Annotated in this window: 18 protein-coding genes; 3 read left to right on the top strand and 15 right to left on the bottom strand. The window is 54.8% G+C overall.

The annotated features are described in order from the left end of the window. Positions 1–4: 4 nt before the first annotated feature. Positions 5–4306, bottom strand: coding sequence for a PKD domain-containing protein (locus tag V9K67_RS10555; protein WP_336722176.1), 4302 nt, complete (start codon positions 4304–4306; stop codon positions 5–7). Positions 4307–5444: 1138 nt separating this feature from the next. Here V9K67_RS10555 and V9K67_RS10550 point away from each other — a divergent pair. After that, on the top strand, positions 5445–5783 hold the full coding sequence (locus V9K67_RS10550) for an LEA type 2 family protein (RefSeq protein WP_336722174.1): 339 nt from the start codon (positions 5445–5447) through the stop codon (positions 5781–5783). Positions 5784–5836: 53 nt separating this feature from the next. Here the strand turns inward: V9K67_RS10550 and V9K67_RS10545 are convergent, their stop codons facing one another. Both V9K67_RS10545 and pyrE read right to left on the bottom strand, forming a co-directional pair. Further along, complete coding sequence (locus tag V9K67_RS10545; protein ID WP_336722173.1) at positions 5837–6193, bottom strand: heavy-metal-associated domain-containing protein; 357 nt, start codon at positions 6191–6193, stop codon at positions 5837–5839. A gap of 23 nt (positions 6194–6216) precedes the next feature. Next, entirely contained in the window at positions 6217–6852 is a 636-nt protein-coding gene (gene pyrE / locus V9K67_RS10540) for an orotate phosphoribosyltransferase (RefSeq protein ID WP_336722172.1), read from the bottom strand. Between the two features lie 46 nt (positions 6853–6898). Between pyrE and V9K67_RS10535 the strand changes: the two genes are divergently transcribed. Continuing rightward, positions 6899–7546, top strand: coding sequence for an NUDIX hydrolase (locus V9K67_RS10535; protein ID WP_336722171.1), 648 nt, complete (start codon positions 6899–6901; stop codon positions 7544–7546). 4 nt (positions 7547–7550) lie between these two features. Here V9K67_RS10535 and coaD read toward each other — a convergent pair whose 3' ends face one another. The 10 genes from coaD to V9K67_RS10485 form a co-directional block, all read right to left on the bottom strand. Then, positions 7551–8039, bottom strand: coding sequence for a pantetheine-phosphate adenylyltransferase (gene coaD / locus V9K67_RS10530; protein WP_336722170.1), 489 nt, complete (start codon positions 8037–8039; stop codon positions 7551–7553). A 24-nt stretch (positions 8040–8063) separates the two neighbouring features. Next, the gene (locus V9K67_RS10525; protein ID WP_336722169.1) at positions 8064–8990 is read right to left on the bottom strand and encodes an aspartate carbamoyltransferase catalytic subunit; all 927 of its coding nucleotides are present in this window, start codon (positions 8988–8990) and stop codon (positions 8064–8066) included. A gap of 55 nt (positions 8991–9045) precedes the next feature. After that, positions 9046–9423 (bottom strand): hypothetical protein, encoded by a 378-nt coding sequence (locus V9K67_RS10520; RefSeq protein WP_336722167.1) that lies wholly within the window; start codon positions 9421–9423, stop codon positions 9046–9048. A 2-nt stretch (positions 9424–9425) separates the two neighbouring features. Continuing rightward, complete coding sequence (locus tag V9K67_RS10515) at positions 9426–10115, bottom strand: P-loop NTPase family protein (RefSeq protein WP_336722165.1); 690 nt, start codon at positions 10113–10115, stop codon at positions 9426–9428. Between the two features lie 26 nt (positions 10116–10141). Further along, complete coding sequence (locus V9K67_RS10510; protein ID WP_336722164.1) at positions 10142–10531, bottom strand: hypothetical protein; 390 nt, start codon at positions 10529–10531, stop codon at positions 10142–10144. A 450-nt stretch (positions 10532–10981) separates the two neighbouring features. Further along, positions 10982–11512, bottom strand: a complete 531-nt coding sequence (gene pyrR / locus V9K67_RS10505) for a bifunctional pyr operon transcriptional regulator/uracil phosphoribosyltransferase PyrR (RefSeq protein ID WP_336722163.1) — start codon at positions 11510–11512, stop codon at positions 10982–10984. Positions 11513–11625: 113 nt separating this feature from the next. Beyond that, entirely contained in the window at positions 11626–12282 is a 657-nt protein-coding gene (locus V9K67_RS10500) for a porin family protein (RefSeq protein WP_336722161.1), read from the bottom strand. Positions 12283–12366: 84 nt separating this feature from the next. Then, a complete protein-coding gene (locus tag V9K67_RS10495) occupies positions 12367–12966 on the bottom strand; it encodes a porin family protein (protein ID WP_336722158.1) in 600 nt (199 codons plus the stop codon). Positions 12967–13185: 219 nt separating this feature from the next. Next, positions 13186–14829 (bottom strand): L-glutamate gamma-semialdehyde dehydrogenase, encoded by a 1644-nt coding sequence (pruA, locus tag V9K67_RS10490; RefSeq protein WP_336722155.1) that lies wholly within the window; start codon positions 14827–14829, stop codon positions 13186–13188. 179 nt (positions 14830–15008) lie between these two features. After that, positions 15009–16670, bottom strand: coding sequence for a glutamine--tRNA ligase/YqeY domain fusion protein (locus tag V9K67_RS10485; protein ID WP_336722153.1), 1662 nt, complete (start codon positions 16668–16670; stop codon positions 15009–15011). A 147-nt stretch (positions 16671–16817) separates the two neighbouring features. Between V9K67_RS10485 and V9K67_RS10480 the strand changes: the two genes are divergently transcribed. Then, positions 16818–17126, top strand: a complete 309-nt coding sequence (locus tag V9K67_RS10480) for an HPF/RaiA family ribosome-associated protein (protein WP_336722151.1) — start codon at positions 16818–16820, stop codon at positions 17124–17126. Between the two features lie 84 nt (positions 17127–17210). Here V9K67_RS10480 and V9K67_RS10475 read toward each other — a convergent pair whose 3' ends face one another. Both V9K67_RS10475 and V9K67_RS10470 read right to left on the bottom strand, forming a co-directional pair. Then, entirely contained in the window at positions 17211–18479 is a 1269-nt protein-coding gene (locus tag V9K67_RS10475) for a T9SS type A sorting domain-containing protein (RefSeq protein ID WP_336722149.1), read from the bottom strand. A gap of 422 nt (positions 18480–18901) precedes the next feature. After that, on the bottom strand, positions 18902–20317 hold the full coding sequence (locus tag V9K67_RS10470; RefSeq protein ID WP_336722147.1) for a glycoside hydrolase family 28 protein: 1416 nt from the start codon (positions 20315–20317) through the stop codon (positions 18902–18904). Between the last annotated feature and the right edge of the window lie 61 nt (positions 20318–20378).

The following is a 20378-nucleotide window of genomic DNA, read 5'->3' as shown; positions in this document are numbered from 1 at the left end:
AGGCTCAGCGAATAACGTCCACAAACCCGCTCATTTGCGACCGTCCGTTTTTGGGGTGGATAATATAATAATACGTGGCTACCGGCACGGGGTTGCCGTTATAGGTGCCGTCCCAGGGCCGGCCGTAGCCGTTCGACCGGAACACTAGCTGCCCGTAGCGGTTGTACACTTCCACGGTGGCGCCCGGGTAGGAGGTCAGGTTGGGGATCTCCCAGCGGTCGTGCACCCCGTCGCCGTTGGGCGAAAAGGCGTTGGGGATCCGCAGGTTCTTCAGCACGGTGACCTGCACCTCATCCGTGGCAGTACAGCCTTCCGAGGAAGTAACGGTCAGCCGGTACCGGGTGTCGTCGGTGGGGGAAACCCGGGGAGCAGGCGCCTGGGCTAAGTCCATGAACTGGGTGGGCCACCATTGGTAGGTAACGCCCGGCCCGGCACCCCGGCCGTTGAGCCGGATGGAGCCACCCTCCAGCACATAGGCATCGTTGCCCGCATCGGCCATCGGCGCCTGGCCCACCCGCACCGTATGCTGCAACGAATTGGTGCAGCCGTTGTCGGCCCGGAAGGTATAGGTGAGGGTATCCAGGCCGGGCCTTGTGGCAAAGGGCTGAAAGGTGGCGGTGCCCCCTTTCACCCCCGGACCGCTGTACGTGCCGGTTCCCGCCAGCCCGTTCAGCAGGCTGGCCTGGGTCAGCTCGAAGGCCTTGCCGTCGGCGCAAACCGGGTCAATGGGGGCAAAGGCCAGCTGCGGGATGGCTTTCAGGGTCAGGGGCTTCCACGAGCTGCTGAAGCAACTCTGCCCCGACCAGGCAATGACGTAGACCGAATCCGTCAGCGATTCCGGGCGGAACAGCTCGGGAAAGCGGTGGGTGTAGGTGATGCCGGAACCGGGATCGCCGACAACGCTTTTCACCGACGGACGGATCCGCGAAGAATCCCATACAATCTCCAGGCGGGTAATATAACCGAAGTCCACACGGGAATGGTCCTCCAGTTGCAACTCCCCGTTACTGCACAGCTCTGGCACGCTCAGTGCAAAGGACGAAACCGGCCGGGACCCGTTCACTACGAATTTTTGGGTAACCGTATCGCGGCAGCCCGCATTGGAGATCACCGTTTGCGCCACGTAAAAGGTATCGGTAACGCTGTACTTATGTTTCGGGGCTTTCAGGGTGGATGTATTGGCCTGGGGCGAGGCATTTTTATCGCCGAAGTTCCAGAGGTAGGTAAAGGCCGCTTCCGAGCCATCGGAGATCCGGCTGGTATCGGTAAACTGCGAAAAGGGATCCGCGATGCAGCTGGCAGGCAGCACAAAGCCGGCAACCGGCACCGGGTTTACCGTAAAGGTTTTCGAGGCCGGCAGGCTCACGCATCCCTTGTCGGTCTCCACCTGCAGGGTGGCCGTATAGGGGCCGGTGGCGGTGTAGGTATGGCGCACCGGGGAATTGCCTCCCTGTACCTCGCCGTCGCCAAATGCCCAGGACCATTTTACGAGGCTGCCGGCCAAGGGAGCCGAGCGGTCGGTAAACAGCAGCTCGCGGTTGGCGCAGGCGGGGCCGGCGATTTCAAAGGCGGCCACCGGCAGGGCATTTACGGTGACGGGCAGGCTGGCAGCAGCGGACGGGCAACCGGCCTCCGAGACCACCACCAGCTGCACCCGCTTGGTGCCGGCCGTGGCAAAGGTGATCTGCGGGTGCTGCTGGCTGGAAAGGGAGCCCTCCGCCTCCGTCCACTGCCACTGGCGCAGGGGGCTTTTTACCGAGGTGCTTTGATCGGTGAATGTCAACGCCCCCCCCAGGCAGGCCTCGGGGGCATTGACGGCAAACTTCGCTACCGGCTGGTCGTAGACCGTGCCCACCGTTTGCACGCTGTCGTCTACACAGCCGCCTTCCGAAACTACCCGGAGGGAGACGGTAAACGGACCGGTGGAGGTGTAGCGGTGCAGGGGATTGCGGTCGGTGCCCTGGCTGCCGTCGCCAAAGTCCCAGGTATAGTTCAGGACCGGCAGGGTGCCGCCGGGTATGGTGGAGGTGTTGGTAAACTGGAGGGCGCCGCCGGGCAGGCAGGCGCTTCCGAACGAAAAGGCGGCGACCGGCAGGGGCTTCACCGGCAGGGGAAATCCAAAGAGGCTGCTGGTACAGCCCGTTTCCGTTTGTACCTGCAGGGTGGGCGTAAACGTCCCGGCCTGTTGGTAGGCATGCCGTGGGGCCGGGCCGCCGGAGGTGGTAACGACGGGGCTGCCGTCGCCAAAATCCCAGCTCCACCGGGCCAGGGGGAGTTCGGAGGTGGAGGCATCCACAAAGGAAAGTTGCTGCCCGATGCAATGGGGCGCCGCCACGCTGAACCGGGCGGCCGGGTCGGCACTGAGCTTTACGGTATTGGTGAGGGTATCGGACAGGCAGCCGATGTCGGTGATGAACGAATAGGTGACCGGGAAGCTGCCCCGGTCCGCATACAAATGTGCCGGCCGGGCGTCAGCGGCCTTGGTACCGTCGCCCAGGTCCCATGTCCAGCGGATTACCTGGCGGCCGAAGGTGTTGCTGCTGTCGGCAAACTGCACGTTGTCCTTAGCGCAGCCGGTGGTGCCGATGGAAAAGTTGGCCCGGGGCCGGTTGATGACCTGCAGGTCGTAATCGATCTCCTGTTCGCCGGTACAGCCGTCCACGGTAGGGTTTTGGGCCACCACCCTGACGGGGTAGGTACCCGTGACCGGGAAGGTATAGGTCTTGTTCAGCCGGTACTGGTACAACTGCTTGCCGTTGACCACCCAGGTGGAATCGTAGACCGGCGCCTCGACGGTCTCGTCGGGGAAGAGGCCGTTGAAGACCCATTTCATTTGCGTGGGCTGGTAGGGGAAGGTCATGGCAAAGCTGAAGGGCGTGTTCACACAGGTGGCCGGGTAATCCACGGTGGCGTATTTGTTCCGGATGGAAATGAACTGGTAGAGGTCTTTCAGGTTGGTGCCACCCGAATAGCCGTAGGATTCGTACCTGCCGAAGCCGTAGGAGATGATATTGAAGCCGGTGTCGCAGGTAACGTTGTGGGTCCCCCGGGTGGTTGGCACCCGCAGGTAGGCGTAGCGGGGATCGGCAGGCACGGGGGTAAAGGAGGTGTAGGGCACCCCGTCTATTTTAAAGGAGGCGATGGCCCTGGGGTCGTTCTTCAGGATAACGTTCAGGTAATGTTCCTGGATGGCGGTGCCCGAGGAAGGCTGCATGGAGTTGAGCGTCACCCGGTCGATGGTCTGTTCCAGGGGATTGAGGTAAATCATTTCGGGGTCGCCGGTATTGATGGGATTGCCATCGTTCCCATTGGTGGTAAAGTACTGGGCCACCAGGATGGGCTTGTCGGACTCGATGACGCTGGGCGTGCTGGAGCCGAACTGGTAGTAAAAGTTATTGACAAAGGAGGCGTCCAGCAGGGGGTTGCCGTTCAGGGTCACCCGGGCGGAAGGGTCGGACTTGACGATCCGGAAATAGTTGTAGGTATTCACCAGGGCCGGTACGGCAATGAATTTCTTGCCCCAAGTGGCCGTGGGGTACATCTGCTGGTAGAGGTTGTCGGAGGTATTCTGCTGGGCGAAGCCGATCCGGATCTTTCCCGAACCGGAAAAAACGGCGATCCGCTTGCAGCCGCTGCCGGTATTGACCGAGCGGATGTGCGAGCCGGTCAGGTCCTCGCCGGTCAGCTGGGAGGTGGCCGCACCCAGTACCTGGTACACCTGCCCCTGCCGGAGGTCTACCGTAAAGGGGACACCCGCCGCTTTACCGCCCTTGGTGGGAGTGCTGGGGGTGATCTCTACGCGGGTGGTGCCGGGGTCGGTAGCAATAACGAAAAAGTAGGAATAGGAATCGGGGTCGTTGGACCGCTGGATAAAGTTGACCGAATAATAGTCGCGGCCCAGGGTAGCGGTGGGCAGGCAGAGAGTGGCCCCCGAGACGGCGTTTACATAAATAAAGCTGTACACGACCACCGGTTGGGCGGCTGTCACGTGAATGCCGTGATCGAACAGGCCGTCATCCTGCAGGGCAGCCTCCCGGGGAATGTCTATGGTGGTGATCTGGTTAGCGGTGATGGTAAAGCTCTGGCTGAAGTTGATGCTGGCGATCTCTACTCTACCCGATGTGTTGACATCCGAAGTAATATACAGCTGCATGCTCTCGGCAGCCTGGTTGGGCGTAAACATCCTGACGTGGTTGCCATAGCCGATCCAGAAGTCTTTTCCCTTATTGGAAAAGTCCTGGGCCAGGGCCGGGCAAGAAAAGACCAGGGCTACCAGGAAGATGATAAAATAATAAGCAGTTCGCATTAGTGGAAAAGTTAGGCCAACAATCTGCAGGCGAAGTTGAGCCTGCTACCTGCAAAATTTACTAAAATTCGGCGAATCAAATGATTAGCACGCTAAAGTTTTACTGAAAGCCAAAACAGAAAAGGACAGGGTAGAAATTGCCAAAACCAATATATTATATTTTTTCACCCACTCCTGCAAAAGACTGCAGCCGTCGACTTTGCCTGCCCCCTTCTTCCCCATTCCCCAAAGGCTTACAGACACCCCGCACTGAGCGGGCTTGCTGCCGCAGGAATCGACCACCTTCCGGCCAGGGTGGATACCTTCCGGCCAGGGCCACCCTACCCTCCGTTTTGTTTCTTCCAGGTACTCCGGTGCACTTGGCCGGCAGAGGTTCTGGCCAACCCTCTTCCCCTACCGCCATTCTGTCCGAATACTACACTTAGTCATCTGTTACTTCCAGACGTTCCAACCCGGCCTTTTCATTACTGCTCAGCTTGTGGGTAGGGGATGAGCGAACAAGTGGGCGCTTACTTTCTCCTTAAACCTTCCGCTGTTTCTTCCTGCGAGCCGGCCCGGCAGTAAGTTTTCAAGCAATATCCCCATAAATGGCCTGGAATTCATTTTCCCATAGATCTGCTCAGTTCCCGAAAAATAACCCTTAAAACAGGGATTTTAGAATCTTTACTCAAGCTAAAATCTTTATAAAACTAGGTATTTGTTATTTTATATTCAATGAGTATGTTCCACGGTTCAAAATGAGATATTTATACATAAATATTTAGGATTAGTTCGTTTTGTTTAAAAGGTATTTAAAATGAATATTTTCCATTCCTTTTGATTTGTATAAAGTCCTGATTATAAGCCATAATTAACTTTATATCAATTTATTGGGATGCTCCTATGTTACTAATAATAATAGTATTTAGTATAAAGTCATCCTTTTTGAAAAAACCAATATTTTTAGCAGAGGAAATCATAGGTTTTGTTTCCCTTAAATTTTGGGGATGCAGGTTCTATCTTTGTAGAAATGGCGCTTATGATTTATAGAAAGGTTTTTCCCCTGTTTTTGGGGAGTTGGCTTATGGTTGCCTCCTGTGGCAAGGTCCAGGAACCTGAGTTCCGGAAGCTGAACAGTTTTGAGGTAAAAAAGGCAGGATTGTCCCAAACGGACATAGGGTTTTCAGTAACTTATTATAACCCTAATAACTTCGGAGTTACTGTCAAAGAGGCAGCAGCCGACTTTTATATCGACTCCACCTTCGTAGGAAAATTCACCCAGGACCAGGATGTAGCGGTGGGAAAAAAGGAAGAATTCTCGATTTCGTTTACAGGCGCGATCCCACTGATGACCCTGATGTCCCTGAATATCAACGACCTGGCGAACCGGGAGGTGCCGATCCGGGCTGTCGGCCTGGTAAAAGTGGGCAAGGGCGGCGTGTTCCTGACCCGGCCATTTACCTACCAGGGCAAGCACCGCCTGGACGTACGGCTATAAAAAAACCCGGCACGAAGCCGGGTTTTTTTATATAATTTATTTTCTAATTCTCCCTATTTCATGCCGCCGCCGTCTTCGGGCTTTTTACAGCATTTAGGCAGGCGGTTGTATGAATCCGGGTTGGCGGTGATTTCGGCCGCATCATACCCGGCATTGGCAATGGCCGTTTTTACCTCCTCCTGGTTGATCCGGTCGGAAGCAAACTTGACAGTGGTTTCCTTTTTCTTCACGTTTACGGTAGCGCTGAGGACGCCATCATAACGCTTCAGGTAGGTTTCCACCCTCTTTTTACAGCTCTCGCACTGGACGGTCGGGGTGCTGATCTTGACGGTTTGCACCGCCTTGGTCTGGGCCCGGGAAGCAAAGGAAAACAGGCAAATGGAAAATAAAAGGAACAGGAGTCTTTTCATGATGGTTTGATTTGAACCTAAATTTAAGAAAGCCCTGTCCAAGAGGCCGGGTCCTTTCTCCAATTTAACAAAACCTCCTGCTGGCTGGGTTGGACGATCCCCTTCTTTTCGGCCAGTTGCAGCAAGGTGGGATAGTCGGTCAGGGAGTACAGCTGGATACCGGCCTTTTCGAAAGCAACCTGGCCGGCCTCAAACTGGTAGTTGAAAATGGAAACCATGCCCTGGATGTCGAGCCCGCTTTGACGCAGCACGTCCACCACCTGCAGGCTGCTTTTGCCGGTAGATACCAGGTCTTCGATCACCACGGTTTTCTGGCCGGCGGTGTACTGACCCTCGATCTGGTTGCCCAGCCCGTGTTCCTTGGGTTTGGGCCGCACGTAAATGAAGGGCAACTTCAGCTGGTCGGCTATCAGGGCGCCCCAGGCAATGCCGGCGGTGGCCACCCCGGCAATGAGCTCGGCATCGGCAAATTTTTCAAAAACCACGTTGCACAACTCGCTTTTGATGTAGTCGCGAATAAAAGGATGGGAAAGGATCTTGCGGTTGTCGCAATAGATCGGGCTCTTCCATCCGCTGGCCCAGGTGAACGGTTGTTCCGGGCTCAGGCGTACTGCCTCAATCTGAAGCAGCTTTTCGGCGGTAATAACGGCGTCTGTCATGCTGCGAAAGTAGGAAGTTTACAAGTTTAGGGGGTTACATTTGCGGATGCACAAAAAAATCTATTTCGGCAACAACCCGCTCTTCCTTTCCGACGCACTGACCGCGGAAATGAAGCCCTACGCGGACGACAGCAGTACGCTGGTGCTGCAAAATCCTGGGGCTGAAGCAGTTAACGAGGCCATCCGGCAACTGCAGGGCACCGCCCCACGGGCCGCTATCCTGCTCCACTCCTCCCCCGATGAGCTTTGGCGCAGCCTGACGCAGCAGCGGCCCCTGATCCAGGCGGCCGGCGGCCTCGTACATTCCGACGAGAACCATATCTTATTGATTTTCAGGAGAAAAAAGTGGGATTTACCCAAGGGAAAGCTGGATGAAGGCGAAGCGCTGGACGCCTGCGCCCTGCGGGAAGTGCAGGAGGAAACCGGCATGGAACAGATCAGCCTGGAACGGCCGCTCTGCATTACGTACCACGCTTACTTCGACCCCTGGCAGCAGCGGGAAGTGCTGAAGGAATCGCACTGGTACCTGATGCGGACGCCGCACGACCAGGTGCTGACGCCGCAAACTGAAGAAGATATTGAAAAATGTGAATGGGTAAAGCCCTCCGAATTAGGGCCTTACCTGGAAAATACCTTTCCGTCGATCGTGGATGTGCTGAAGACGGCCGCTCCCCTGCTGGAACCGAAAAAATAACGACCTACACCACTTTCGGCCGCTGCACAATGCTTTTGAGCACCTGTTCCGGCACAAAGGGCGATACATCGCCCCCATAACGGATCACGTCGCGCACCAGCGTGGAAGCTACGGAGGTAAACTTGGGCAGGCAGGTCAGAAACACCGTTTCGATCTGCCCGTCCAGGCTCCGGTTCATGTCGGCGATCGCCTTTTCGTACTCAAAATCATTGACATAGCGAATGCCCCGGACAATATAGCGGGCGCCGATCCGCTTGCAGCAGTCCACGGTCAGGCCTTCGTACACCAGGGCTTCCACCCGGGAATCGCCCTGGAACAGCTCCTTCAGCCATAAAATACGCTGCTCGGCTGAAAACATGGGCATCTTATTGCTGTTCAACCCAATACCTATATACAATTTATCAAATAAAGGCAGGGCGCGCTCGATAATATCCAGGTGTCCGAGGGTAATGGGGTCGAACGTACCCGGGAAAAGAGCGATTCGCTGTTGCATACCGAAGGGTTTTAGGTGATTTGCTTATTGCTGCCGGTTCGAAAGCAGGTACAGGGCGGCCATGCGGACGGCTACGCCGTTCTCCACTTGCTGCAAGATGATGGATTGGTCGCTGTCGGCCACGTCACTGTCGAGCTCCACTCCCCTGTTGATGGGGCCGGGGTGCATGATAGTGATCTCTTTCGACAAGCTGTCGAGCAGCTTCCGGCTGATGCCGTAGGCCAGGTTGTACTCGCGCAGCGAGGAGAACAGCACCTGGTTCTGCCGTTCCAGCTGGATGCGGAGCACGTTGGCGACGTCACACCACTGCAGCGCTTTTTTCAGGTTGTACTCCACCCCTACGTCAAAAGCCTCGGCAATATATTTGGGGATGAGGGTGGGCGGACCGCAAACGATGACTTCGGCGCCCATCTTCTTGAGCAGGTAAATATTGCTCTGGGCTACCCGGCTGTGCATGATGTCGCCGATGATGGCCACCTTCACCCCTTCGAGGGTTTTGTGCACTTCCAAAATGGAGAGGGCGTCGAGCAGGGCCTGGGTGGGATGTTCGTTGATGCCGTCGCCGGCGTTGATGATGGCCGCGGGGATGTGTTTGGCCAGGAAGTGAGGTGCCCCGCTGGCGCTGTGCCGCATCACCACCATGTCCACCTTCATGGACAGGATGTTGTTGACGGTATCGAGCAGGGTCTCTCCTTTGGAAACCGAGGAGCCCGAAGCGGCAAAATTGATGGTATCGGCTGACAGGCGTTTTTCCGCCAGTTCGAAGGAGATCCGGGTGCGGGTGGAATTCTCGTAGAATAAATTGACGATGGTTACGTCGCGGAGAGAAGGCACCTTTTTAATGGGCCGTTGCAAAACTTCTTTAAACTGCTGCGCCGTCTGTAAAATTAGGCTGATATCCTGCGGCGTCAGATCCTTTATCCCAAGGAGATGTCGAGTGGAAAGCGTCATTAAAAATCAAAGATAAAGGAATTGAGCACATAAGAAACAAATGGGCATAACTCCTTTACCGGGCCCACCAGAGGGCAAAAACCAGGAGCCCCAGCAGCAGCAGAAAAAGCACCACCACGTTCATCAGCACCAGGATCCGCAGGCGGAGCGGGATGCCGAGAAACTTAAGTGCCCCTTCCGAAGAAGGGACACTGTGACTATTTTCCTGTTGTTGAACCTGAGCGGAAAGAATTTCCAGGCGGGTTTTGGTTTCCTTCAGCAACTGCTCGAAACCTTTGATGGTTTCTTCCTGTTGCGCCACGATCCCTTTGTGCTGGTACACCATCTGGTACATCAGGTGCAGGATGGGCAGGATCTCGTCTTCCTTGCCGATCTGCACCCCGTAATCCTTGATCAAAACCGCCAAAAACTCTTTCTTCTGGGTCTCCGTCATAATTATAACTGCAGGTTGCTTACTGCTTTGTTGAAGTAAATCTTGGAAAAGGCCGGCGCTTCGTGGATGCCTTTACCGCTTTTCAAAACCTTTTTGATGCGCTCCTGGGTGCTCACGTTGGTATCCTGCGAAATGGTGAAGGAGGTCAGGGAGATGGTGTCTCTCCTACCTTCGTTCAGCACTTCCTGCAGCAGACCTTCCTGTTCGTTGTCCATGGCATAGTACAGGTTTTGGGCTACGATGATGCGGAAGTTGCCGCCGGTAGCGCCGATCAGTTCGCGAAGATAGCGAACAGAAGAGGTAAAAATGTTACCGCCGCCGACAACGCATACCAGTTCCAGCTCGATGCCATGTTCGCGCAGCAGCTCATTGAGGCTGGCGGCATCCAGGTCGAGGAAGTACTGGGGCAGCTGCTCGGAGATGGAGGCGCCCAGGTCGCAGATGAAATGATCCTTGTGGTGGCCGGCGATCTGTTCGATGAAGTCGGAAAACAGACCGCGGTCGATGGTTTTGTTGGCATTCAGGAAGGAAACCAGGGCAGGGCTGCGGTATTCCAGTTGTTGCATGGTCGTCAGCGTAGCGTCGTCCATGTCCAGGATAACCGCGTCTTGGTATTTGGAGGCAAGCAGAAAGGTAAGAACGGATTTGCCGGCGCCACCTTTGGCCTGGCAAATGAAACTAACTTTTTTCATCTTGAGTTTTGTTTATATTTAAAAGTTTAAAAATTCCACTTCTTCTTTTTTGCCGCCATTTCCCCGTTCTCCATTTCTTCCAACCGAGCTGCCAGCGCATCCTTGCTTTCACTTTTCTCTTCCCGTTTTTCCAGAACCAGGGAAATTTTGTCTTCCCGCTTTTCAGGAGCCAGGGCAACTGAAGGCCGCACGTCAACGGGTATTTTCTTTTCCCGTTGCTTTCCTTTTTTACGCCAGTACAGCATATACAGCCGGTTGCGTTCGATGGGTAGCTCCAACTCCTCTTTCAGCTTCTCAAATGCTACCCGGAAGTCAAACTTTTCGAAGGTTGCCTGATGCTCAGAAATAATGGCCTTGTAGGCCTGTGTTTGAAATCCTTTATGGAATAAATCTCTTATTTCTTCCTTCGAAAACATGGAATGTTCCTCCGGGGCTAAAGGTATAGGTTATTGCATTTCGTTGGTAAGTCCAGACGCAAAAAGCCATGAAATTTTTTGAAATAAATTGAAGATTTATGCAATATTTTGCCAGTCTACGAAACTATTTGCAATAATTTGAAAGATTAAGCAAAATTTTAAATGCAATAATTTGAAATAAACAGATACACTATGCAATAAAATGAAACAGCCAACTAACGGTCCCGGTTAAGGCCTTCGGGGGTTGGCGGCGCCAAAAACGGGATTTCAGGATATTTTGCAGGCCATTTTTGCCTGTTTTTGCCCGCTTATTTGCCTGCAGAAAATTGCAGAAAGTTGCAGGTTATTGCCCTGTGCCTTGGGAGAGACAGGTAGGTTGGCGTAAAACAAAAAGGGCTAAGGAGCATGCTTACCCTCCTTAACCCTTTTGTAAGTATATATAAAGTATCCCTATTCTTCGTCCAGCAGCACCACCTCGTCCCCACCGTCCTTTTCCTGCCACCGCACCTTTACGCGCTGCGACACGATGGAGTCGATGGTGCGGCCGGTATAGTCGGACTGGATGGGCAGTTCGCGGCTGTAGCGCCGGTCGATCAGCACCAGCAGCTCCACCTTGGCGGGGCGGCCGAAATCCATCAGGGCGTCCAGGGCGGCACGGATGGTGCGGCCGGTATACAGCACGTCGTCGATGATGATGACGTTGCGGCCCTCGATGGAAAAAGAAATGTCGGTATGGTTGGGCACATGGATGCCGTCGCGGATATCGTCGCGGTAAAAGGTAATGTCCAGCTTCCCGTATTGAAGGGCATTCTGCCCCACCTCCTTGCGGATCTCGGAAACGATCCGGTCGGATAAATAAATTCCTCTTGGCTGGATGCCGATCACCACCGTGTTCTCCATGTGGACGTGGTTCTCCAGGATCTGGTTGGCCAGGCGTTTAATGGCCAGAGACATTTGCTGTTGCGCTAATATGGTTTTCAATACAAGAAATTTTTATAAAAATAGGTATTCACCTTTTTAGGTGTGCCAACCGGCCCCGCCTAAACGAAAAAAGCCGGGAACTACCCGGCTTTTTCCTGGAGATATACATAATATTACTGGCCTGCGCCCAGCACATAAAACAATCCGATCTGGATGCCACGGTTCCGTATTTTGCCACCGCCGGAATTATTGTCGTCGATAATGTCGGCCAGGCCCCAGCTATAGCGGGCATTGACGCCCAGGCCTACGCGGCTGGTATACCCGATACCGCCATTGGCGGCAAAATCAATCTTATCGAGGTTATCCTTGATATCGCCATTGTAAGGGGCGGCGCCATCGTTTTGCGCTTTCAGCAGGTAACCCAGCTGGGGACCAATTTCGGCAAAGAAGCCCGATGGGGAACGCAGCTGTATCATTACCGGCAGCGTTAAATAACTGAGGTCCTGCTCCAGGGAAACCCTGCTGCCCATGGTCGGTGTAAAGGCTACCTTGCTGCCGGCTCCGGAATAGAGCAATTCCGGCTGAATGGCCAGAACGCTGCCAATCGGCAGGTTCAGCAGGAGACCTCCGTAAAAAGTTGTTTTCCTGTTGGTATTGTAGTTCGTCCAGCCGGCAGGCCTTTCGGAAGCATGAAACTCTGCCAGGTTCACACCGGCCTTGAGCCCGAAGCGGGGCTTTGTTTCCGCATCCGTTCTTAATTTAGTTTCGTTCTGAGCTTGCACAAACAGGGCCGAAAGAAAACACAGGAAAAGAAAGCTGATCTTTTTCATATAACCTTTTTTCCGGGTATGTTACAAAAAAAAGACCGTTCTGAAACGGTCCTTGATTAAGTTATTCACAACAATTTCCCCATTCTAGCGCGAATGGGCTTTATGTTTGTGGTCAAACAGGTAAAATACACCGAACTGCCATACGCTGTTTTTCAGCGTACCCGTGCCTTTATCATTGATCTTACTGAGCCCGAGGTTGTAGCGGGCGTCCAGTCCGAAGCCCGAATAGGTCAGGTAGCTCGTGCCAAAGGTCCAGGATACATCGGGCACTTTAAAGTAGTCGGAAGTCAGGTGGGTGGTTTGATCTTCGCCGTCCACTTTATCGGTTACGTCTACCAGTAAGCCCAGTTGCGGACCGGTTTGCAGGCGGAAGCCGTTATTAAACATGTACTGCAACTGTATGGGAATGTTGATGTAATGCAGCGCCAGGTTATGTTCTTCGCCCCCGGATTTGTAGGTAGCGCCCTGGTTGGAATACATGACTTCGGGTTGCAGCGACCATTCGGGAGCAATATGTAAATGACTCAACAGGCCAAGGTGCAGCCCGGCCTTGGAGCTGGAGGAGGCCCCCAGGCCTTTAATGGAGGAAAGGTTAAGGCCGCCCTTCACGCCTAACTTACCGTCTAATTGCGCCTGCGCGGAGAGCCCTGCAAACAACAAAGCTATAAAGCTGATTTTTTTCATCTTCGTGGTTTTCGCGCACTGATACAAATTAGAGGCCGCAATACTGATGAGCTTAAAAAAGAGCGCAAATGTGGATAACTTGCCGGCACAAATGGATAAAAACGGCAAAATTTCCAGTGTGCACAACCTACGCCAGCACCCTCCTTTGCAGTTGCTCCACACATAAAGTGCAGAAACTTCCACACAAGTCCGCTGCTTTTCACGTTTTTGCCTAACCGATTATAGCCCGCCACTTTCGGGCCTCAGGAAAGGATAACGGTAATCCGTAGGTGCAACGAAGGTTTCCTTGATCACCCGCGCGCTCAGCCACCGGTACAGGTTCAGCTGCGATCCCGCCTTGTCGTTGGTGCCGCTGGCCCGGGCGCCGCCAAAGGGCTGCTGTCCCACCACCGCACCGGTAGGCTTGTCATTGATGTAAAAATTGCCGGCGGCATACCGCAGCCGCTCGGTAGCCGTTTCCACCGCCTGGCGGTCGCCGGCAATGATCGACCCGGTAAGGGCATAGGGCGAGGTCGTGTCCACCAGCGACAGGACATCGTCGAAGCCGTGCTCGTCGTACACATAGAGCGACAGCACGGGACCGAAGATCTCCTCGCACATGGTCACCGAGCCGGGGTCGGAAACTTCCAGTACGGTGGGCTCGATAAAGTAGCCCCTGGTTTTGTCGCACCCGCCCCCTGCCAGGAAGGTAACCTTCGGATCGTTGCGGGCGTTGCGCAGGTAGGTTTCGATCCGGTCGAAGCTTTTTTCGTCGATGACGGCATTGATAAAGTTCTCGAAATCCTCCACCCCTCCCATGCGGAACGAGCGGACCCCCTCCACCAGCAGCCGCTTTACCTCGGGGGCTATATTGGAGGGCAGGTAGGCCCGGGAGGCCGCCGAACATTTCTGTCCCTGGTACTCGAAGGCGCCCCGGAGCAGGGCGGTGGCCACCACCTGCGGGTCGGCCGTGCGGTGCGCCAGCACAAAATCCTTTCCGCCGGTTTCCCCCACGATGCGGGGATAGTTCTTATAGCGGCCCACGTTCTCGCCAATGGTCTTCCACATCTGGTTGAAGACGCCGGTGGAGCCGGTAAAATGCACGCCGGCAAAATCGCGGTGCCCGAAACACACCTGCCCCAGCACGGGACCGTCCACGTAAATGAGGTTGATGACGCCGTCGGGGAGGCCCGCTTCCTTTAAAATACGCATAAACATCTGGGCGGAATAGATCTGGGTATGGGCAGGCTTCCACACCACCACGTTGCCGCAGAGGGCGGGGGCCGTGGGCAGGTTGCCGCCAATGGCGGTAAAATTGAAAGGGGTGATGGCCAGCACAAAACCTTCCAGGGGGCGCCACTCGAGCCGGTTGTGCATGCCCGGGCCGCTGATGGGCTGTTGCTTATAGATTTCGCCCAGGAAATGCACGTTGAAGCGCAGGAAGTCGATCAGTTCGCAGGCGCTGTCGATCTCGGCCTGGAACACGTTCTTGCTCTGCCCCAGCATAGTGGTGCCGTTCATCAGGTAGCGGTACTTGGTGGCGATCAGCTCAGCGGCCCGTAAAAAAATGCCCGCCCGGCTTTCCCAGCTCAAAGAAGCCCAGCCGGCCCGGGCGGCCAGGGCCGCCCCGATGGCCTGGTGCACATGCGCTTCGCCGCCTTCATGGTAGTGCCCCAGGGTATGGGCAATTTCGTGCGGCGGCCGCAGCACGCCCCGCCTGCCGGTGCGCACCTCCTCCGCTCCAATATACATGGGGATATCGGCCGGGGCGGCCTTCAACTCTTCCAGCGTTTTTTTCAGGGCCGCCCGCTCGGGGCTGCCCGGGGCATATTGGTGCACCGGCTCGTTTGCCGGCAACGGGTAGGCAAAATATCCTAGGCTCATGGGTTATATTTTAGGGTGAAAATTGCAATGTTCTGCAACATTATGCAACAAGAGTTCCAAAGTTCCCCTGTATTCAAGTGGCCCCGTCCAGGAACGGGAATAAAAAAAGGTTGCCGCAGGGATGCGGCAACCTTTGGGGTGGTATATATATTATGGTATAGAAACGGAAGGTCTTCCTTCTATCCCTTCTTTACTTCCTTGGCCCAGGTGTCTTTGAGGGTGACGGTCCGGTTGAATACCAGGCGGCCAAACGTGTCGCGGGTATCCAGGGTAAAATAGCCCTTGCGCAGGAACTGGTAGCGTTCGTTCATCTTCGCGTTCATCAGCGCCGGCTCGGCATAGGCGTTCCGGATCACCTGCAGTGATTTGGGATTGATGTAATCCTTGAAGTCGCCCACTTCGTTGCTGGGGTCTTCCATCACAAACAGGCGGTCGTACAGGCGGATCTCGGCGGTAACGGCATTTTGAACCGACACCCAGTGCAGGGTGCCCTTGACGTTGATGCCCGAGGTATCGGCCCCGCTCTTGCTTTCGGGGATGTAGGTACAGTGCAGCTCGGCAATATCGCCTTTTTCGTCAATGACCACTTCGTCGCACCGGATAATGTAGGCGTGTTTCAGGCGCACCATACCGCCGGGATACAGGCGGAAGAACTTCTTGGGCGGGTTTTCCATAAAGTCTTCCCGCTCGATGTAGAGTTCGCGGCCGAAAGGAATTTCCCGGCTGCCGCTGTTGGGATCTTCGGGGTTGTCCTCACCGGTCAGCATTTCCACGCCACCCTCGTAGTTGGTGATCACCACCTTCAGCGGGTCGAAGACCACCATGCGGCGCAGGGCCACTTTATTGAGGTGTTCGCGCACGCAGAATTCCAGCAGGCCCACATCGATGAGGTTTTCGCGGCGGGCCACCCCGATGCGGTCGCAGAAGTCGCGCAGCGATTCGGGCGTGTAGCCGCGGCGGCGCAGGCCGCTGATGGTGGGCATGCGGGGATCGTCCCAGCTCTCCACGTGCTTTTCCTGTACCAGTTGCAGCAGCTTGCGCTTGCTCATGACCGTATAGGTAAGGTTCAGGCGGGCAAACTCGTACTGGTGCGAGGGAAAAATCTCCAGCTTATCAATAAACCATTCGTACAGCTCGCGGTGGGGAATAAACTCCAGCGTACAAACGGAGTGGGTGACGTGTTCGATGGAATCGCTCTGGCCGTGGGCAAAATCGTACATGGGGTAGATGCACCACTTGTCGCCGGTGCGGTGGTGGTGGGCATGCTTGATGCGGTAGATAATGGGGTCGCGCATGTGCATGTTGGGATGGGTCATGTCGATCTTGGCCCGCAGCACCTTGGCGCCGTCGGGGTATTTGCCCGCCCGCATCTCTTCAAACAGGCGCAGGTTCTCCTCGATGCTGCGGCCGCGGTAGGGGCTGGCCTTGCCGGGTTCGGTGGGCGAGCCTTTCATGTCGGCGATCTCCTCGGGGGTGGAGTCGTCCACGTAGGCCAGGTTCTTACGGACCAGCTTAACGGCAAATTCGTACAGCTGCTCAAAATAGTCGGAGGCGTAGAGCTCGTTTTTCCATTCAAAGCCCAGCCATTTTACGTCTTCCCGGATGCTTTCCACGTATTCGGTTTCCTCGGTCACGGGATTGGTATCGTCAAAACGAAGGTTGGTATAGCCCCCGTATTTCCGGGCCAGGCCAAAGTTGAGGCAGATGCTTTTGGCATGACCGATATGCAGGTAGCCGTTGGGCTCGGGGGGAAAACGGGTGATAATGGATTTATGTTTTCCGCCTTTCAGGTCTTCGTCAATTATTTCCTCGATAAAATTCAGGCTCTTTTCTTCGATCATACGGTATGTTTTGCAGGTGTTCAAAGATACGGGCTGAATGGGGATTTTTCTCGGAACTCCCTCCCCCAACTCCTGAACCCATAAACTTGTACCCCCTGACCGGTGCTCTTATGGTATGATAATGGTAACGGAAGAGAAAAAAGCATTATGGATATTATCATTCAATCCCTTGGATTTAAGGCAGGGGCGGCACTGGAGGAATATGTGCGGGAAAAGCTGGGAAAGATTACCCCTAATGATCATATCGTACGGGCCAATGTGATCCTTTACCTGGGTCCGGACCGGGCTACGCCCAATACGTATTGCGAAATTCGCCTGGAAGTTCCCGGCAACGACCATTTTGTGAAGGAAAGCGCCGCCGAATTTGAACAGGCGATCGACTCGACCGTAAACAAATTACAGGCAATGGTACGCAAGGCCCGGGAAAAACAGACCGACCGCCGCCCGGGGGATTGAGCAGCGGCTGCCGTCCGCAGCGCCAAAAAGCCGAAAGCCTTCACAGCAGTGAAGGCTTTCGGCTTTTTGATTTCGGGTAATTTATTAGTAAATGTTCAGTTTGTGAACGGCTACCTGCTGTCCGGCCTGATCCTGTGCCCTCAGGAAATACAGTCCGCGCTGCAGACCACCCAGGTTCAGCTGGTTGTAATTGCCTTTTGTCCAGTTGCGGATCGATTTGCCCATTACGTCGACCAGGGTAAAGCTTACCGGGCCCTGGTTGCCGGTCAGGGATACTTTTAAGTGGTCGCTGCCCACGGCCGGGTTGGGATAAACGCTGAACGACAGGCCGGCGGCGGTGCGGGAATTATTCACCGCAATCGTGCGGCTGTATTCGAAGGTTCCGGCAAAATCCAATTGCTTCAGCCGGTAGTAAGAAGTACCCGAAGGGGCCGACAGATCGGTATAAGCATACGCGTTCGCCACGCCCGACTGGGTGCTGGCCGGAACAAAACCGATCGTGGAAAAGCTGCCATCGGCATTTTTGCGCTGCACCTCGAAGCCTTTATTGTCGGTTTCGGTTTGGGTTTGCCAGGACAGTTTATTGGCGCCGTCTTCCGACAAGCCCTTGATATACCCGAAGGTCACCGGCAGCGGGAAGGCATTTTCTGAAAACTTATACAGCATCATCACCCGGTATTTGATGCCTGGCTGATTGGAATAAAATTCAGTCTGGATCGCTTTCACATTGCCGAAGTCTACACTACCTGCGGAACCATGTGCCCGCTCCCTGCTCAGGGAAACACGCTGGAGCGTTTGTGTGGAGGCGGCATTGCTGCTGATTACGGTATCGAACAGGGAAAACTGGGTAGCGCTGGTATAGGCCCTAACCGTAATCGTGAACGTATTCGAGCCGGTTAAAGCTGCAGCGACAGGGCGCTCAAAAATAAAACCGATGTCGCTGTACCCATACAAGCTCGTGGGAGCCATAAGGTTCGTAGCTACATTAGTGGCGTCCCCATCGACGCCGTCATAGGTGACTCTTACCCTGGTGCTGGTCACCAACAAACCTGCACTCATGTCAAACCAGCCACCGCCCAGGGCCAGCGATACGCCATATTTACCCTGGTCGAGCGGATTGGTATTATTACCCTGAACGGTATAGGTGTAATTCACGTCCCGTTCGCCGCTTAAAACACCCGGATCCAAATCCGTATACTGACCTGTGGGTGTTGTGCGGGCATTTACAGAGATAGAGGTTCCCTGTCCAAAGTAGTCGAACACATCGTGCTGGGCATGCACCTGGGAACTGGCAGAAAGAAGCAAAGAGGCAACAAGGGTTCCAAACAAAGAAAAGCGGTTACGCATAGTCATAGCAATGAGTTTTGGAGGTTTACAGTTAGTGTTTTCATGATATCCTTACCCTACTTATAAAAGTTTGGGTTAATACAAAGTTTCATCAAAGGATACGAGACCGCCGGACCATCTATTGTTGAGTTGCAAAGCTATGCCTTAGAACTTTAATACATCTTTATCTAGATACGAAAACGAGGATTTTATGAATTTTTTATTAATTACTAAGAGTTTACCTGAGAGGCTTTTTAGGCGTTATCCTGTAATAACTCTTACATAATCACCTAGTTATTCACCCTGACTGCTAAGGGGAATGCTATATTACGGGTACGGCCCCTCCCGTAGCTGCACTTAGGCCGGGAGGGGCCGTTCTTATTGCAGAGCTTCCCCAATGTAAGGGTTTTACTGCAGAGTTTATAACAACCCGATCTTTTTTTTGCGGCTTATAATTTTACTTTTTCCCCGTTGATGGTTACGTTATCAAACGTGATCCCCCGGGCGTGGGAGAACCGGTAGGGCACCTGCACCCCGTTGATCTCCACGTTTATCAGCCGCAGGTTCTGTACCGGCGACTGGGGGTACCCTTCCAGCAGCACCCCCGTCTTTCCGCCCTGCTGCACCTTCATGTTGCGCACCTCGATGTTGCGGATAACGGGCATATGGGCGCCCGAATCTTCGTAGTGCATGGTGGCGATGATCACCTGCTCCTTTACCTGTCCTACTTCTATATTGCGCAAATACACGTTTTCGGTGGTGCCTCCCCGTGCCGAAGAGGTTTTGATCCGTAGGGCCCTGTCGAGCAGCGGCGAATTCATCTTGCAGTCTTCCGCAAACACGTTGCGCACACCGCCGGAGATCTCGCTGCCGATGACCACGCCCCCGTGCCCGTTGGCCATGGAGCAACCCTGGATTACGATGTTCTCGCTGGGGATGTTGATCTTCCGGCCGTCGCGGTTCCGGCCGGATTTTATGGCGATGCAGTCGTCACCCGTATTAAAATAACAATCCCGGATCAGCACATTCTTGCAGGATTCCGGGTCGCAGCCGTCGGAGTTGGGGCCCTCGCTTTGTACGGTTACCTTCCGGATGGTGACATTGGTGCACAGCACGGGATTCAGCACCCACATGGGCGAATTCAGCAGGGTGACGCCTTCGATCAGCACGTTTTGGCAGCGATAGGGCTGCACAAACTGGGGGCGCAGGTAATAACCCGGTCCAAAGCGCCGCTCGGCTACCGGCACATCTCTTTCGGCCATGGCGAACAGGGTGGGGCGGTTGGCCTTATCGTTCTGGCTGGGCATGCCTTTCTTCCAGCCGTAGTGGCTTTGTCCTTTCCAGGGCCACCAGGTGGAGTCGGAGCCCCGGCCGTCGAGGACGCCTTCGCCGGTGAGGGCGATATTCTTTTGTTCAAAGGCATAGATCAGGGGCGAATAGTTCATCAGTTCTATCCCCTCCCAGCGGGTGTACACCAGCGGCAGGTAGCGGTTGGGATCGGTGGAAAAGGAGATTTTCGCCCCCTTTACCAGGTGCAGGTTGACGTTGCTTTTCAGGTGGATGGGACCGGAAAAGTAGTTGCCGGCGGGCACCACTACCCTGCCGCCGCCCTGGCGGTTGCAGTCTTCGATGGCCTTACGGATGGCTTCGGAGCAGTCGGCGCTGCCGTTGCCGACGGCCCCGTAACGGGTAATGTCAAAATCCTTATCGGGGAAGGTGGGCGGAACGATCTGCTGCAGCAGGGCCGGCAGGGCGCTCCAGGCATCGGAAGCCGGGGCCGCGCTTTTCTTGGAAAGGCCGGCGCAGGAAGTAAAAAAGGCCAGGATCAGGATCCAGGACATCTGGGCGAGTCGGTTATCGATCATAAGTAAAAATTGAGCGTCAAAGAAAGGGAACAAACGGCTGGGGCCGGGCATAAAAAAAGCC

It is taken from the genome of Huijunlia imazamoxiresistens (genome assembly GCF_037132455.1).
In the GTDB taxonomy this organism is placed as follows: domain Bacteria; phylum Bacteroidota; class Bacteroidia; order Chitinophagales; family Chitinophagaceae; genus Flavisolibacter; species Flavisolibacter imazamoxiresistens.
Note: the sequence above shows the minus strand (reverse complement) of the source record. Positions and strands in the feature narration are given on the sequence as shown.

Excerpts from the sequence above, each read along its gene's own strand:
- V9K67_RS10555 (WP_336722176.1), bottom strand. The coding sequence starts at position 4,306 with ATGCGAACTGCTTATTATTTTATCATCTTCCTGGTAGCCCTGGTCTTT.
- V9K67_RS10545 (WP_336722173.1), bottom strand. The coding sequence starts at position 6,193 with ATGAAAAGACTCCTGTTCCTTTTATTTTCCATTTGCCTGTTTTCCTTT.
- pyrE (WP_336722172.1), bottom strand. The coding sequence starts at position 6,852 with ATGACAGACGCCGTTATTACCGCCGAAAAGCTGCTTCAGATTGAGGCA.
- V9K67_RS10535 (WP_336722171.1), top strand. The coding sequence starts at position 6,899 with ATGCACAAAAAAATCTATTTCGGCAACAACCCGCTCTTCCTTTCCGAC.
- coaD (WP_336722170.1), bottom strand. The coding sequence starts at position 8,039 with ATGCAACAGCGAATCGCTCTTTTCCCGGGTACGTTCGACCCCATTACC.
- V9K67_RS10525 (WP_336722169.1), bottom strand. The coding sequence starts at position 8,990 with ATGACGCTTTCCACTCGACATCTCCTTGGGATAAAGGATCTGACGCCG.
- V9K67_RS10520 (WP_336722167.1), bottom strand. The coding sequence starts at position 9,423 with ATGACGGAGACCCAGAAGAAAGAGTTTTTGGCGGTTTTGATCAAGGAT.
- V9K67_RS10515 (WP_336722165.1), bottom strand. The coding sequence starts at position 10,115 with ATGAAAAAAGTTAGTTTCATTTGCCAGGCCAAAGGTGGCGCCGGCAAA.
- V9K67_RS10510 (WP_336722164.1), bottom strand. The coding sequence starts at position 10,531 with ATGTTTTCGAAGGAAGAAATAAGAGATTTATTCCATAAAGGATTTCAA.
- V9K67_RS10500 (WP_336722161.1), bottom strand. The coding sequence starts at position 12,282 with ATGAAAAAGATCAGCTTTCTTTTCCTGTGTTTTCTTTCGGCCCTGTTT.
- V9K67_RS10495 (WP_336722158.1), bottom strand. The coding sequence starts at position 12,966 with ATGAAAAAAATCAGCTTTATAGCTTTGTTGTTTGCAGGGCTCTCCGCG.
- pruA (WP_336722155.1), bottom strand. The coding sequence starts at position 14,829 with ATGAGCCTAGGATATTTTGCCTACCCGTTGCCGGCAAACGAGCCGGTG.
- V9K67_RS10485 (WP_336722153.1), bottom strand. The coding sequence starts at position 16,670 with ATGATCGAAGAAAAGAGCCTGAATTTTATCGAGGAAATAATTGACGAA.
- V9K67_RS10480 (WP_336722151.1), top strand. The coding sequence starts at position 16,818 with ATGGATATTATCATTCAATCCCTTGGATTTAAGGCAGGGGCGGCACTG.
- V9K67_RS10475 (WP_336722149.1), bottom strand. The coding sequence starts at position 18,479 with ATGACTATGCGTAACCGCTTTTCTTTGTTTGGAACCCTTGTTGCCTCT.
- V9K67_RS10470 (WP_336722147.1), bottom strand. The coding sequence starts at position 20,317 with ATGATCGATAACCGACTCGCCCAGATGTCCTGGATCCTGATCCTGGCC.